This is a genomic window from Actinomyces sp. (assembly GCF_030530635.1).
GTDB lineage: Bacteria > Actinomycetota > Actinomycetes > Actinomycetales > Actinomycetaceae > Actinomyces.
In genome coordinates, this window is sequence record NZ_JAUMUL010000017.1 from 18,990 (window position 1) to 32,940 (window position 13,951).

General features: G+C 66.7%; 11 protein-coding genes. 6 read left to right on the forward strand and 5 right to left on the reverse strand.

Annotated elements, in window-relative coordinates; translation table 11 throughout:
* Window positions 1-259 precede the first annotated feature (259 nt).
* Complete coding sequence (locus Q4A20_RS05995; RefSeq protein WP_303121306.1) at window positions 260-1,018, forward strand: TetR family transcriptional regulator; 759 nt, start codon at window positions 260-262, stop codon at window positions 1,016-1,018.
* A 130-nt stretch (window positions 1,019-1,148) separates the two neighbouring features.
* Window positions 1,149-1,487: a type II toxin-antitoxin system VapB family antitoxin gene (locus Q4A20_RS06000; protein WP_303121308.1), complete on the forward strand. Its 339-nt coding sequence runs from the start codon at window positions 1,149-1,151 to the stop codon at window positions 1,485-1,487.
* A 493-nt stretch (window positions 1,488-1,980) separates the two neighbouring features.
* Here the strand turns inward: Q4A20_RS06000 and Q4A20_RS06005 are convergent, their stop codons facing one another.
* Window positions 1,981-3,345 carry a uracil-xanthine permease family protein gene (locus tag Q4A20_RS06005; RefSeq protein WP_303121348.1) on the reverse strand — a complete coding sequence of 455 codons (1,365 nt, stop codon included), beginning with the start codon at window positions 3,343-3,345 and terminating at the stop codon, window positions 1,981-1,983.
* 383 nt (window positions 3,346-3,728) lie between these two features.
* Between Q4A20_RS06005 and Q4A20_RS06010 the strand changes: the two genes are divergently transcribed.
* The 3 genes from Q4A20_RS06010 (at window position 3,729) to Q4A20_RS06020 (ending at window position 7,411) form a co-directional block, all read left to right on the forward strand.
* Entirely contained in the window at window positions 3,729-4,514 is a 786-nt protein-coding gene (locus tag Q4A20_RS06010; RefSeq protein ID WP_303121310.1) for a DUF4956 domain-containing protein, read from the forward strand.
* Between the two features lie 58 nt (window positions 4,515-4,572).
* Complete coding sequence (locus tag Q4A20_RS06015; RefSeq protein ID WP_303121312.1) at window positions 4,573-5,412, forward strand: polyphosphate polymerase domain-containing protein; 840 nt, start codon at window positions 4,573-4,575, stop codon at window positions 5,410-5,412.
* 124 nt (window positions 5,413-5,536) lie between these two features.
* Window positions 5,537-7,411 (forward strand): carbohydrate-binding domain-containing protein, encoded by a 1,875-nt coding sequence (locus Q4A20_RS06020; RefSeq protein WP_303121313.1) that lies wholly within the window; start codon window positions 5,537-5,539, stop codon window positions 7,409-7,411.
* 151 nt (window positions 7,412-7,562) lie between these two features.
* Here the strand turns inward: Q4A20_RS06020 and Q4A20_RS06025 are convergent, their stop codons facing one another.
* A complete protein-coding gene (locus tag Q4A20_RS06025) occupies window positions 7,563-8,543 on the reverse strand; it encodes an alpha/beta hydrolase (protein WP_303121315.1) in 981 nt (326 codons plus the stop codon).
* Window positions 8,544-9,195: 652 nt separating this feature from the next.
* Between Q4A20_RS06025 and Q4A20_RS06030 the strand changes: the two genes are divergently transcribed.
* The gene (locus Q4A20_RS06030; protein ID WP_303121317.1) at window positions 9,196-10,083 is read left to right on the forward strand and encodes an alpha/beta fold hydrolase; all 888 of its coding nucleotides are present in this window, start codon (window positions 9,196-9,198) and stop codon (window positions 10,081-10,083) included.
* Here the strand turns inward: Q4A20_RS06030 and Q4A20_RS06035 are convergent.
* The 3 genes from Q4A20_RS06035 to Q4A20_RS06045 all read right to left on the reverse strand — a co-directional run bounded on the left by Q4A20_RS06035 (window position 10,077) and on the right by Q4A20_RS06045 (window position 13,894).
* Window positions 10,077-11,300, reverse strand: a complete 1,224-nt coding sequence (locus tag Q4A20_RS06035; RefSeq protein WP_303121319.1) for a type II toxin-antitoxin system HipA family toxin — start codon at window positions 11,298-11,300, stop codon at window positions 10,077-10,079. The two genes, Q4A20_RS06030 and Q4A20_RS06035, sit on opposite strands and share 7 nt — an antisense overlap.
* A 2-nt stretch (window positions 11,301-11,302) precedes the next feature.
* Window positions 11,303-12,928 carry a DUF262 domain-containing protein gene (locus Q4A20_RS06040; protein WP_303121321.1) on the reverse strand — a complete coding sequence of 542 codons (1,626 nt, stop codon included), beginning with the start codon at window positions 12,926-12,928 and terminating at the stop codon, window positions 11,303-11,305.
* 153 nt (window positions 12,929-13,081) lie between these two features.
* Window positions 13,082-13,894, reverse strand: a complete 813-nt coding sequence (locus Q4A20_RS06045; RefSeq protein WP_303121323.1) for a hypothetical protein — start codon at window positions 13,892-13,894, stop codon at window positions 13,082-13,084.
* Window positions 13,895-13,951: the final 57 nt, after the last annotated feature.

The window sequence follows — 13,951 nt, forward strand, 5'->3', positions numbered from 1 at the left end:
GCTCGATCACAGGTTCAACGGTGTTGAAATAATGACAACCCCAGCCTTTGGTCCTAGTCGACTTTTCCCGGAGATGGTGCACATCGGGTCGGAGTCACCCTCGAAACCCCTGGACACCGTTGAATATTGTGCACCTGAACTTTTCTAATTCGAGATGCTCGGCGGAATCACCCTCCACGGTCACGAACCGCTATTCACTCGGCCTTCTGAGCCGCGAACACCGCACGTGGATGTGAGTCAATCGCTTAGCCTCTTAGGCATGGAAGACGCGGCCGCACCCCGGGAAGCCGTGGAGCGGACTGCCCCGGCTCCCCCCTCCGCACCCGCATCCTCAGTCGGAAGGGACACCACGCCCGCCACGCCCGCCTCCACTGACTCCGCCCCCGCTTCGGCGCGGCGCCGCGGCCCGCGCACGGGTAGAAGCGGCACCGGCGCTGCGCAGCCCACACGCGACGCGATCCTCGACGCCGCTCGCGCCTCCTTCCTCGCCAAGGGCTACGCCAAGACGACGATCCGCGGCGTCGCCCGCGCGGCCGGTGTCGATCCGGCGCTGGTGTCCTACTACTTCGGCTCCAAGGGCGACCTGTTCGGCGCCTCCATGAATCTGCGCATCCGCGCCAGTGAGGAGATCGCCAAGGTGGTCTCCGGAGACATTCGCACCGCGGGGCCACGGCTGGTACGTCTGGCGATGACCGCGTGGGACGACTCCTCCGGCGGCGCCACCTTCCGGTCGCTGCTGCGTTGGGTCGCCACCGATGACGGCGCCCCCGAGGCCGTTCAGGCATATGCCACTGAGCAGATCGCCGCCCCGGTCATGCAGGCCTTGGGCCAGGTCGGCATGCTCGGTCCCGACGCCCGTGAACGCGCCACCCTGGCCGCCAGCCAGTTGGTCGGTTTGGCGATGATTCGCTACATCTACCGGGTGGAGCCGCTCGCCGGCGCCTCCGTCGATCACCTGGTGGAGGTGGTCGGCCCCACGATCCAGCACTACCTGACCGGACCGCTGCTGCGACGCTGAGCGTTGCCGAGGTCTGGCGGCCCGGGCCGCAGTCCCGCATACGGTCTCACGATCACCCGTTTGAACACCCCGGTCTGAGACGCACCGTTTCGAATACCGGTATGTCACACGTTCCCGTTAGCATGGGGGCGTGATCTTCAAGGCCGTCGGCGACTGCGCACCCTACCCCGTACATGGGGTCACTGCGCAGCGCGACTGGGCCGCCATCGCCCCCCGGCAGATCCGCCTCGACCAGTTGGTCACCACGCGCGCGCAGCTGGATCTGCGCGGCCTGCTCGACGACGACTCGACCTTCTACGGCGACCTGTTCGCCCATGTGATCGCTTGGAATGGTGACCTGTACCTGGAGACCGGCTTGCACCGGGCTCTGCGCGCCGCGCTTCAGGGCCGTACTTCGATCCACGCCCGTGTCCTCGAACTGGCCAATGACGGCCGCGTTCTCCCCGCCCCGCCGCCGCCAGAGGCCTGATCCCTCACCATTCCCTCACCGTGCCGCCGACGCGGCGTCGATGCGCCGGTCCCGCGTCCGGTCACAATCGGTCAACAACCGGCCGGACCGGCCCCAATGACGCGCAAAACGGAGCGTCGAGGTCGGGATGACCGCGGAGATGGCTCAGCGTGGCGGGTGTTGACCCGCGGCTCCGTTGGCGGCCACCGGCCCATCCGGGCGTCACGAACACGTGTTTGCGGCCATGAACACGCGTTTTGGAGTTTTGCACGTGTTAAACACCTGCAAAGCTCCAAAACACGTGTCTTTGAGATGAACCCGTGTATGAGGGGCGAACTCGTGTACATGGCTCGTTCCGCGCGCGGGCTCCACCCATCGACCACCACGACAACCCCGGTCTCCGCGCATGATTCGTTCCGCGCGCGGGTTCCCCCCACAGACCGCGACGCGCGCAGCCCGGCGTCCCAACTCGTCGTCGGCGACGGTCCGCCGCTCCCGGGCCGACACCCGCCGCCTACAGGCGACGGGCGCGCTTGGCGTAGGCCGGTCCCTCGAGTTCGGTGCCCGCAGGCGCCGACGCCGGTGAGGCCCCCTCCAGGTTCGTGCCCCGGGCGCGGGAGATCGCGCGCATGACGTGGTAGACGACGATCGCAGCCAGGGAGCCCAGCGCAATGCCCGCAAAGGTCATGTCGCCCCAGACGAAGGTGTAGTCGGCGATCGCGATCACCATGGCGACCGCCGCCGTGTTGAGATTGACCGGGTCGGAGAAGTCCACGCGGTTCTGCACCCAGATGCGCACCCCGAGCATGCCGATCATGCCGTACAGGACCGTCGCCGCCCCGCCCAGGACGCCGGCGGGGATCGTGGCGATGATGACGCCGAACTTCGGCAGCAGAGACAGTCCCAGGGCCGTGGCCGCGGCGATCACGTAGGCGGCCGTGGAGTACACGCGTGTGGCTGCCATGACGCCGATGTTCTCCGCGTAGGTGGTCGTACCCGAACCGCCGCCCACGCCCGCGAGCGCCGTCGACAGTCCGTCGGCCAGAAGGGCGCGGCCGGTCACGTCGTCGAGGTTCTCCCCGGTCATGGCGGCCACGGACTTGACGTGTCCGATGTTCTCCGCGACCAGCACCAGCACCACCGGGATGAACAGGCCGAGCAGGCTGAGATCGAAGGCGGGCGCGCGGAAGTCCGGGATTCCGATCCAGCCCGTCTGGGAGACCTGAGTAAAGTCGACCTCGCCGCGCACGCAGGCGGTGGCGTAACCGATCAGCACACCGATCAGGATCGACAGCCGCCCGACGATGCCCTTGAACAGCACGGTGATCACCAGGATCGACACGATCGTCACCAGTGCCGTAACCGGGGCGGTCCTCACATTGCTCCAGGCACTCGGGGCGAGGTTGAAGCCGATCAGGGAGACGATCGCGCCAGTGACTATCGGCGGCATGAGGCGGTCGATCCAGCCCGTGCCGGCCACGTGCACGATCACGCCGATCAGGGCCAGCAGCACGCCGACGGAGATGATCCCGCCCTGCGCGAGGGACGCCCTGGCCTCATCCAGCGGCACTCCCGTATCCGCGGCATACCCAGTGACGGCACCGATGGGGGCGATCAGCGCGAAGGATGAGCCGAGGTAGCTGGGCAGGCGGCCGGAGGTGACCAGGATGAACAGCAGGGTGCCCAGCCCGGTGAAGAACAAGGTGGTGGACGGATTGAAGCCCGTCAGCAGCGGAACCAGGAAGGTCGCACCGAACATGGCGACGACGTGCTGCACACCAATGCCGACGGTGCGGGGCCAGCTCAGGCGCTCGGCGGGGGTGACGACCTCACCGGGGGCGATCGAACGTCCGTCACCGTGAAGGCTCCAGCCGCGCAGGCGGCCTTTGCGGTCGGAGGGCTGGGTAGAGGGCTGCTTGCTGGGCACTTGGGCTCCTGTCGCATGGGTAACGGGAACCGGCCCGCGGGGAGGGCTCCCCGTATGCCGGAGCGGCAGGGCCCGGCAGAGTCCTGCCGGGGCGCCAGTCTAAGCCTCTCCCGAGGCCGCACCCACCGGCTGCGGCCATGCTCCGGTGCGCTCCCGGCCCTGACGGCACCGCCGACCCCGCGGGTACCGCCGCCACTGCCACCCTGCGGGCCCCGGCGCGATTCCGGTCACATACACCCACAACACGACTTTCACAGGCCTCGCATAGAGCCATCGCCTTGACTCAGAACCGGTCCGAGACGGCGCACGCCGTCCTCCCCAGTAGGAAGAAACCCATGTCTGTCAGCACACTCGCCTATATCATCATCGACCTGATCGCCCTGGTCTTGCTGGTCGGGGCCCTGTACACCCGGCGTCATGCCCGCAAGGATCTGGTGGCCGCCTATGCGGGCGTCAACGTCGGTGTCCTGGCCGTCACACTGCTGTTGTCGACGGCGTCGGTCGGCGCCGGTCTGGGCCTGGGCCTGTTCGGTGTGCTGTCGATCATCCGCCTGCGTTCCAATGAGCTGGCCCAGCACGAGGTCGCCTACTTCTTCGCGGCCCTGGCCCTGGGACTGCTGGGAGGCATCACGGCGTCGCCGCCGGCGATGACGGCGCTGCTCATGGCTCTGGTCGTCGCCTCGCTGTGGATCGCCGACCATCCGGCACTACTGCGCCGAAACCGCCACCAGATCATCATGCTGGACCACGCCATCACCGACGAGGACACCCTGATCGCCCATCTGGAGCAGCTGCTGGACGCGCAGGTGCGCTCGGTGGAGGTGCAGCAACTGGACCTGGTGGACGACACCACGCTCGTCGACGTCCGCTTCCGCCTGCACCCCGCGGGCCACTCAAAGGTGACGACGCCCGCATCCGGCCGGGCCGCCGTCGACGCCCCGACTCAGGCCTCCTCGCCCCGGGCATCGCGGGCGACGGTCCACTCCCGCACGGCCCCGACGTCGGCGCGCGCCTCCCGCCCCCGGCACTCCGCGGGCCTGTCCACCGCCACCTCGACGCAAACCGCCGGCCACATCCTCCCGCCCGTGGTGCGGCCCGCGGCCGAGCCCGTCGGCCGCTGAGCACACCACGGCGCACGCACCGCATATTCAGACCGCAGTACCACAGGAGTCACCCGTCATGAATCAGCACCTGCACACCGGCGGGCTGTCCACGACCACCTTGGAGGAACTCAACGCCGCCTCCGGCCTGCTCACCCGTGTGGACCGCAAATACCTGCTTCCCCTGGAGGCCGCTCAGGAGGTCGTCGACCACCTGAGCGGGCAGACCAGGGTGCTGCAGATCGATGGTCGGCAATGCTTCACCTACGCCTCCACCTACTTCGACACCCCCGAACTGGACTCCTACCTGCTGACGGCCCGCAAACGTCGTCGTCGGTTCAAGGTGCGCACCCGCTCCTACCTGGACTCCGGCCTGTGCTTCCTGGAGGTCAAGACCCGGGGCTCACGGGGCACCACCGTCAAGGAGAGGATGCCCTACGAACTTGATGAGGCCGATCTGCTCACCGCAGAGGGGCGTGACTTCGTGACCCGATGCCTGACCCGCGCCGATACCTGTTCTCCGGCGCATGCGGCGATCCTCGCCGAGGACCTGGTACCGGTGATGGAGACATCCTATGAGCGCACCACCCTGCACCTGCCGTTCGCCAAGGCCCGCATGACGGTCGACACCGGTCTGCACTGGAGCCCCGTTGGGCCGTTGGACTCCGAAGGCCGGGACGATGAGACGGCGTCGGCGGACGGCCTGGTGATCGTCGAGACGAAGAATCCGGCCACGCCCTCGCCCGCCGACCGGCGACTATGGGCGCAGGGGCATCGGCCTGCGCGGATCTCCAAGTACGCCACCGGCATGGCACTGCTGCATCCAATGCTGCCCGCCAACAAGTGGCACCGAGTGCTCACCCACGAACTCGGTGCGCGCCGGTCCGCTCCGCCCGACCGCCTGGGCTTCGCCGCTTGACGCAGAACCGGAAGACCCAGCCGGCGGAGCCTCCAAGCGTCCCGCACTCATACGGATTCACAAGTACTCACAGTGACCAAGAAGAACCCAGAAGAATTCACAAGAACTCACAAGGACACCGCATATGAACAACCCGCTCAAGCACCTGCACCACACCGAGTTCCGAACCGGATTCAGAACCGGATTCAGAAGCGGCCGCATCAGCCCAGATGCGAAGCGTGCCCGCCGCATTCGGGCAGGACTCCTGCTGCCCCTCGCGGCGATCACGCTGGTTGCCGGCTGCTCCACCGGCAGTACCTCCGGCGTCGCCTCCTCGGGGGCGGACGCCGCCGACTCCTCCGGCGCGGCCTGGACCACGATCACCGCGAAGGTGGCCGCGGCCTCCACCGGGGCGAGCGTGTCCGACATCCTGGCGGCCAACGCCGACACCTCCGCGGCCACGGCGGCCGTCACGGCGGATGACGACGCCGGCACCTATGACTCCGCCTCCGCCACCACGATCACACTGTCCGGCGACTCGGCCAAGGTCGGCGGCGCCGGCGCCGCCGGCGTGCACGTAGACGGCGGCACCATCACGATCACCGCCGCCGGCACCTACGTCCTGACCGGCGAACTGACGGACGGCGAGGTGATCGTGAACGCCGACGACGCCGAGGTGCGCCTGGTGCTGGGCGGTGCCTCCATCACCAATGCGGACGGCCCGGCCATCGACATTCAGGACGCGGGCAGCGCCGTCGTCGTGCTGGCAGCGGGCTCTGAGAACACGCTGGTTGACGGCGAGACCTACGCCGACGCCCCCACGGCGGCCCTGTTCTCCTCAGACACGGTGGTGCTCACCGGCACCGGCTCGCTGAACGTGACCGGCCGCCACAATGACGCCATCTCCTCCAAGAACGGCCTGGTGATCCAGGGCGCGCCCACACTCACGGTTGACGCCGTCGACGACGGCATCCGCGGCAAGGACTACCTGGTCATCTCCGGCGGAACCATCACGATCACCGCCGACGGGGACGGGCTGAAGTCCACCGAGGACGACGACGAGACCATGGGCTTCATCGCCCTGGGCGGCGCCGACATCACCATTACCTCCGGCGACGACGGGGTTTCCGCCACCACCGACGTCACTGTCGAGGGCACCACGCTCAGCGTGGCCGCAGGCGGCGGCCACGCCAACGCCACCCCGGAGGCGGACTTCGGCGGGACTCCCGGGCAGCAGGACCAGCAGGCCGCTACTGACACCGCTACCGACGACGAGGACGAGTCCGCCGTCGACGACGCCGACAAGCCCAAGGGCGTTAATGCGGGTGTCAGCTACACGCAGGCTTCCGGCACCGTGACCCTGGACGCCGCGGACGAGGGGCTCCAGGGGGCCTTCATCAACATCGCGGGCGGGGCGCTGACTATCACCTCCGGCGACGACGGCATCAACGCCACCAACGGCGACTATGTGATTGAGGGCCATGAGAACGTCGATTCCGAGTCCGACGACGGCTCGGTGTTGACCATCTCCGGCGGGCAGGTGCAGGTGTCCTTCACCTACTCCGACGGTATCGACTCCAACGGGTCGGCCTATGTGACCGGCGGGCAGGTCGTCATCTCCGGCCAGGCCGGCTCCATGGACGGGGCGGTGGACGTCAACGGCGAGAGCCAGCTGATCGGCGTGACCGGCTCCCCGAGCGTGTCGGCGGGAGACACGATCACCGTCACCGGCGCCGACGGCACCTCCTGGGGGATGACCAGCGTATTCACCTCCCAGTATCTCACCGTGCTGGGTCTTACCGAGGGCGAGGAGTACACGGTGGCCACCACCTCGGGTGGTTCGGCCACCGGCACCGCCGCGGCGCTCAGCTCCGGCATGGGCGGCATGGGAGGCCCCGGCGGCCAGGGCGGCGCGGGCGGACCGGGCGGCCAGGACGCTCCCGCCGCGCCTTCGGGCGATACGGGCATGGGCGCTCCCGGCCAGACACCCGCCGACGGTGCCACCGCCGAGCAGGGCTGACGCACTGCGGCCACCGTCCCCGTCTGCTACGGCGCTTCGGCGCTAACAACACCGGTTAGCGGTCTGCTGAACAGCCACCAGGTATTCACAGCAGACCGCTGACCGGCGTAATAGACGGCCTCGGGTTCTCGAAGGAGCCGCGAGCCGCCGATCAGCTCAGGTGCTCCTTGAGGAAGGCGTCGACGACGTCGAGCACGTCGTCCTGCCAGAAGGGGGCGCCGCCGTGGTCGGCGCCGGCCAGCCGGTAGAAGATGACGTCTTGGCCCTTGGCCTGCAGGTCCTGCACCAACCAGACCGACTGGGAGAAGTTGACGAGACGGTCCTTGTCCCCATGGACCACCAACAGCGGCGGCAGAGCGCGCCGCGAGGCGTGCGGCACGTGATCCATGATGATGGTGGGGGCGACGAGTTCGGGATGCTCATCCACCCGCACTCGGCCAATGAGCCAGCCCTCGGGAGAGTCGGCCTCCAAATGGTCCTGAATGGATGGGTACTCGTTCATCCGCCCGATGTGGGTGGGGCCGTAGTAGTCGACGAAGGCGCGCAGGCCCAGCGCCTCGGTGACGGGCTCGTCGGAGAAGGCGGGATCGTCGTCGGCGCCGCCCGTACCGGTGGCCCAGGTCATCAGGGTGGTGTGACCGCCGGAGGAGTCGCCCCACATGGCCATGCGATTGACGTCGACGTGATATTCGGCGGCGTGGGCGCGCAGCCAGCGCACCGCCGTCTTGGCGTCCTTGGCCTGGGCGGGGAAGGGCGCCACCTCACTGCCGCGGTACTCGACGATGGCGATCACGTACCCGCGGGCGGCGAAGGCCACCAGGTTGCCCAGTTCATGGCCGAGCTGCTGGGTGTGGAAGGCCGAGCCCTGTACATACAGGATGGTGGGGTAGACGTCGGTTGCGGTGTCGGGGAAGGCGGCCCGACGCGGCGGCATGATGATCTGCAGGTGGAGCGTGCGGCCGGACTTCTCTGCGTAGGGCACGTTCAGGTGGACCTCCCCGTAGCGGGGTTCGTCCACCGCGGGCAGCGTGCGCATACCGGGCACGGCCAGCTCGGAGGCGGGGAAATCAGCCGGTTCAACAAGCTCCGGCGGAGTGTGGGACCGGGGCGGGGTGAATAGGAAGTCGGTCATGGCGTGCTCCATGTCAGTAGGACGGCGTCGGCCGCGGCACAATCCATCATGCCTCCCCCGGGGATGCCGTACGCCATCGTTGCAGGAAGGACAGTGCTCGCCGCCTTGTGCCGTCGCGACCGGCTCAACGCCGCACAGCAACCGGAAAGTAGGTTCCAGAGCTTTTCAGGCTTTTCGCGTTTGTGGGTGTGGTGGTTCGGGCCCGCGGGTGGTCATGCTCGGGACTAGGAGGTCGTGCTTGGGTGCGCGAGGTCGTGGGCGAGCGTCCGGGCGGGCTCTGCGTGGGGCCTGCACGGACGTTCTGGGGCTGACGAGGACTTGTGGCCGGCGGGGACGTCCTCCGGGCGGCGTCGCGGGCGTAGAGCGAGTTGGGTCAAGGGAAGGGACAGATCGTTGGTACGCCCCTTCGGCGTCTACTACGCCAGTTTGACCTTCGCTGAAGGGTCAAGAACCCTTCAGCAGACACCAAACCCGAGTAGTAAACCCCGAACCGGAGTAGTAGACGACGTCAGCGCAAAGCACGCCGACGAGCGAACTCCCGACTCCAACTACACCCACAAACACGAACCGCCCGCTAACCGTCGTAGTAGACGGTGAGCGGGCGTGGCAGATGAGTTCGGGACCACCAGCGGCGGCGGCATAAGCTCCGGGTATGACCATCGTTGAGGCATCCGCCGTCGCCCCGCTCGCCCGTCACCTGGCCGGGCCACTGGAGGACGAGGCCGCGCCGGTGCTCGTCCTTTCCCACGGCATCACCGACTCCGCGGCCTGCTGGGTGGAGGCGATCGACCGCTGGACGGCCACCGGCTACCGGATCGTCGCCCTGGACGCCCGCGGCCACGGCGACTCCCCACGCTGGGACGAGCCGGACCTGGCCAGCCTGACGGCCACCGGCGCGCGCCTGGCCGCCGACCTGGAGACAGTGTTGGAGGATCTGCGCGCGCACGGCCTGCGCGGTGAGGGGCCATTGCGCTCGCCGCTGGCCGTGGTCGGGCATTCCATGGGCGGGGTGACCAGCCTGGACGTGGCCGCGCACCGACCCGATCTGGTGGACGCCGTCGTCGCGGAGGACCCCGCCTTTGTCACGCCGATCTGGCGGCACTTGATGGCGATGAACGGCGTCCGGCAGGTGCGGGAGATGCAGCAGATCGCCTCCGATCCGCAGGCGCGCTTCGAGTTGGAGATGCGCAACAACCCCACCTGGTCGCCGCGGGAGACCCGCGCCAGCGTGGAGGCCGCCTGCGGCGTCGACCTGGCCTTCATCGCGCAGGGCTGCGTCTCACCGCCGACACCCTGGCAGGAGGTCGTCGACTCCCTGACAGTGCCGACGTTGATCGTCACCGGCACCGAGCGCGTGGTGTTGCGCGGCGACAACCTCACCAATATCACCCGCCGGGCCAATCCCTCGATCGAGACCGTCGTGATTGAGGGCGCGCCTCACTGCGTGCGCCGCACCTACCCCGACCGCTTCCACGCCATCACCGACCCCTGGCTCGCCCGACGTCTTCACTTTGGCGTGCATGCCTTCAGCGGTCAGTGACGCAGCCGGCTCGCCGTCTGCTCCATGTGGCCGGTGATCCACTCGCGCACCGGCACTGGTGCGGCGTCGATGCTCTCCCAGCTGGAGAAGAATCGGTCCACCGTGTCATCGACGACGTCGAGCACATCCTCATCGCCAACGGCAAGCCTGTCCTGGAGCCGGACGAAGTGCTCCCGGGTGACCTCGGCGAGCCTGGTGGCGCCGAAGAAGGGCAGGCCGAGCTCCGCATGATTCGGATACGCTGCGGTACACACAAGGTCATAGGCGGGTGAGAGCCGCGCGCGCCGCCCGTCGGGGTAGATCAAGGACCAGTTCTTCAGGTGGGCGTCCCCGTTGCCGGCAAGCAGGTTGAATACCGTGCGACGGACCATCTCCTGCAGGGAGGCGTGGTCCCGCCCGCGGTATGCCAAACCGGCGACCGTCTCCACACTGGACCGGTATTTCCCCTCGCCCGTACCGTACTGGTTCAGGACCTGCGCGAAGTCCTCGATATGTATGCGGCCCTCAGGCGACCGGTCGAAGCGGCGTACGGCGTAGGCGTCGGTTTCTTCTGAGAGCCAGGCGCCCGGCCCCAGATCGTCAATACTCTCCCGAGGCCACAGCACGGCCTGAGGGACCTCGATCCCCACCTGGCCTGCCAGCTCCATGACTGACAGTTCGTTGGAGGCAAGTCCCGGATACGTTGGATCGGGGATCTTAAGAATCCAGTCCCCATCCTCCCCATGAGCCGGAAGAACTAAACGCTCACCCCTCATACTCATGGAGTACTTCATGGTCATGCCCGCCAAAGATGCACGTCGTATAGCGCCCGCCGGCTTGAACTCCGGAGGCGGGATCAATTCCGCATCCTCAAGGGAGGCGTCATTATTCCCATCCGCGTCCGGCACAACTTCAACCGCCCCGGGTAGATCTGTGCCGATCCTTTCGAGCAGGTCTATCTCGCGGTGCATACTTACACCCTGCTCCTTCGCAATCAGGTCGCGGAGGCGCCCCTCGGGGAGCAGGTTGGAGAACCAGGCCGGCACCCGGTTGGTGGCGCGCGGCTGCTTGCGCGGATGGTCCTCGAACCAGCGCCCGAGGACCATTCGTCCGGGACGATCCCAATAGTCCCGGTCAAAGACGAACTTCGTGAACGGCCCTCCATCAGGCTGGTCGCGCCTGTGAATTGAGGCCACGTGCTCGCCGTGCAGAAGCACCGCATACACTGAATCACTCACGGCTACGCCTCCTCGTCAAACACGTAGTCTGACAGCGGAGGCGTGTCCTCCTGTCCCCAGGCGGTGCGCACCATCAGGAACTCGGTCAGATAGGTTCGCAACGCCTCGGCGCGCAGCCGCAGGAACTCAGTGAAGTCATTGTTTTGCAGCCGCTCCAGCATGATCTCGTCCAGCAGCAGGGAGTCCAGGTCCAGTTGTACATCCAGGGCCGTCAGCAACTCGCGCCGATCCAGCACGCAGATGAGCTTCGACGCCGCCACCGGATCCTGCTCCTTAAACTCCGATGGAGGCACAAGGTCGGCTACTACGGCGCGCGGCGTCGTCTCCCCCTCCAGCTGCTCAGCCAAGGCTTCGATGGTGAGTGGCTCGTTGGTGCGCGCATCCACCGGGCCGAGGCTCCACAATGCCGCGAGAATCATCTTGGAGTCCGAGCGATTCGTGCGGAAAACCGCCAGTTCCGGCGGCTGCGGGCTTCCACTGAGGTCGACCGCCTCGAGGAGCCGCTGCACCGAGGCGGACTCTTGGCCTTGTTTCACCCGCGCCGCCATGTCACGCAGGTCCGCCTGCGAGCCACTGATACCCAGCGCATCGGCTCCCGCACTTGTGCGCCACAGCCAACGGGACAGCAATTCCAGGTTACGGTCGGCCGGCTCGGGGAAGAGAGCAAAGAACCGGGTGAGAACCAGCAGTTGGAAGCGGAAGGGCAGAAACACCAGGTGCGGAATCCCGCAGCGCTCCTGCAAGAAGCGCGCCGCTTGCACGAGCGCACGCTCCGTGGCCTGGTAGGCCTCCGCTTCGCTCTCCTCGCGGAAGTCGCTCACGCGGCGCCGACTTTCGGAGAACTCTCCGTGGACGTCCCTGGTGATGTCCGTATGCCTACGCACCAGGATCGCCTGAACCACGACCTTGTCATCCAGCAGACCGAAACGGGTCTGCGCATCCACGCCGGCGGCAATGCCAGAGGTGGTGTTTGCCGCCTCGGGCCCGCCGTGTATGGCGTTGAAGATCTCCGCCGCATTCAGGCGCTTGCCACGGGAGTTGATCCGGTCGAATACCTCACGGAGAGTCTGCTCGTCTGCCTGCTTCATAACCGTGGCCGGCACGGTCACGCGGTTGAGCCTGCCCGCCATTTCCTGAACGTGTGTTGCCTGATCGGCGGCGTCGGGGTTGTCCGCGAGCCAGGCCAGAGCCCGGGAGAAGTCGAACAGGTCAGGCAATGGGATCACCAGCGGCTCCTCGAGCGAACGGCCGCCCACCACGGCCTTCTGCCGCAGCGAGTATCCCAGGGCGAAGCGCTGATCCTGCGCACCTTCGGGATCGATCGCGTTGACCAGGCTGGTGACGCGCTGCTGGCCATCTACCACCCACAGCGCATCCGACCGCGGCGGGGCTTTAACGTGCAAGGCACCGATAAGCAGATCTTCTGCCTCGGCCTCGCGCTGCCACAGCAGCAGGCTGCCAAAGGGGAACCCACGCAGGATCGAGTCGAAGAGGCTGAGCACGTCCTTCCCGTCCCATCGGAACGAGCGCTGAAACTGAGGCACGCGCAGCCGCCCCGACTTCACGAGTGCGCGTAGCTCGGCGATTGTGTAGGCCTCGCTGCTCGACAGTGCCTGGGTGCTCTCCATATAGCGATCATGCCACGGACCTACGATACATACGCGAGTGGCGATCCGTCGTCAGTCGCCGGAGCGCGCCGTGTAGGGCTGCACCGGCGCCCGATTAGACCGTCCGGCACCCGCTCACACCTACCGCCGGCACCCCAGCTTTCGGTGTCTTGTCTAACTGAGGACTCCAGACAAGAGGGTGAGCGCCCCGTTGCTCGTCGCCATCATGGACAGTCCGCAAAAAACGCTTCCCAACACGGCAAACCAAATGACCGGGCGTACCTCGCCGCCACCCACGCGGGCGAAAGCACCGCGAGTAGTATTCCACAGAGCGAGGAACGCCCCGGCAGCACCAATACCGAGAAACCCGTATGCGGCAATCACGAGCAATGTAACTTCACTAGGAAGACTCATGACCCGAGAAGCCCAAGACGAGACGTTGCTTCCTGAAGAGACGGCGAGAACAAGTTGCTCGTTGATACTTGACCGCTCAAGCGACCACGCGGCGACAAGTGCGAGGACAATATTGATACCAGACCCCGACAGATCCTGCCACCGAAATCGACTCCGTACCCTTACCGCTGGAATCACGCACATAAGCACCGTGCAGGCACTCATCACCAGCAAGGCGACCCGCATTGTCCACAACACGAGCAATCCGTACCGCCCGAGCAGAACAAGAACAACAACCATCGCCAGACCAGCCCCGATAAGCACCACTACCGCATCGTCGCCCGACGCACCTTGACCCGAAGTGGACTCCACATTCGTGATATATTTGCGCTGATCGCGGTTGTCGATTGTCTGGTGAACGCTATTATCGCGACCTGTGATAGTGACACTTTGATTCGACGTCCCTACGCTTCCATCTTTTGCCTGCATGGCCTTTTTCGCGCCTCTTCCCCCCATGACCATCGCAGATACTGTGCCTACGATTCCCATGAGGGAGGCCACGATAGAGACGATGTTGTTGAGGTTCTCGAGCATGGTCGATCGCCACCTTTCCGAGTCAGGGTCCTGATGCTCGGACGGTACAGCGGACCA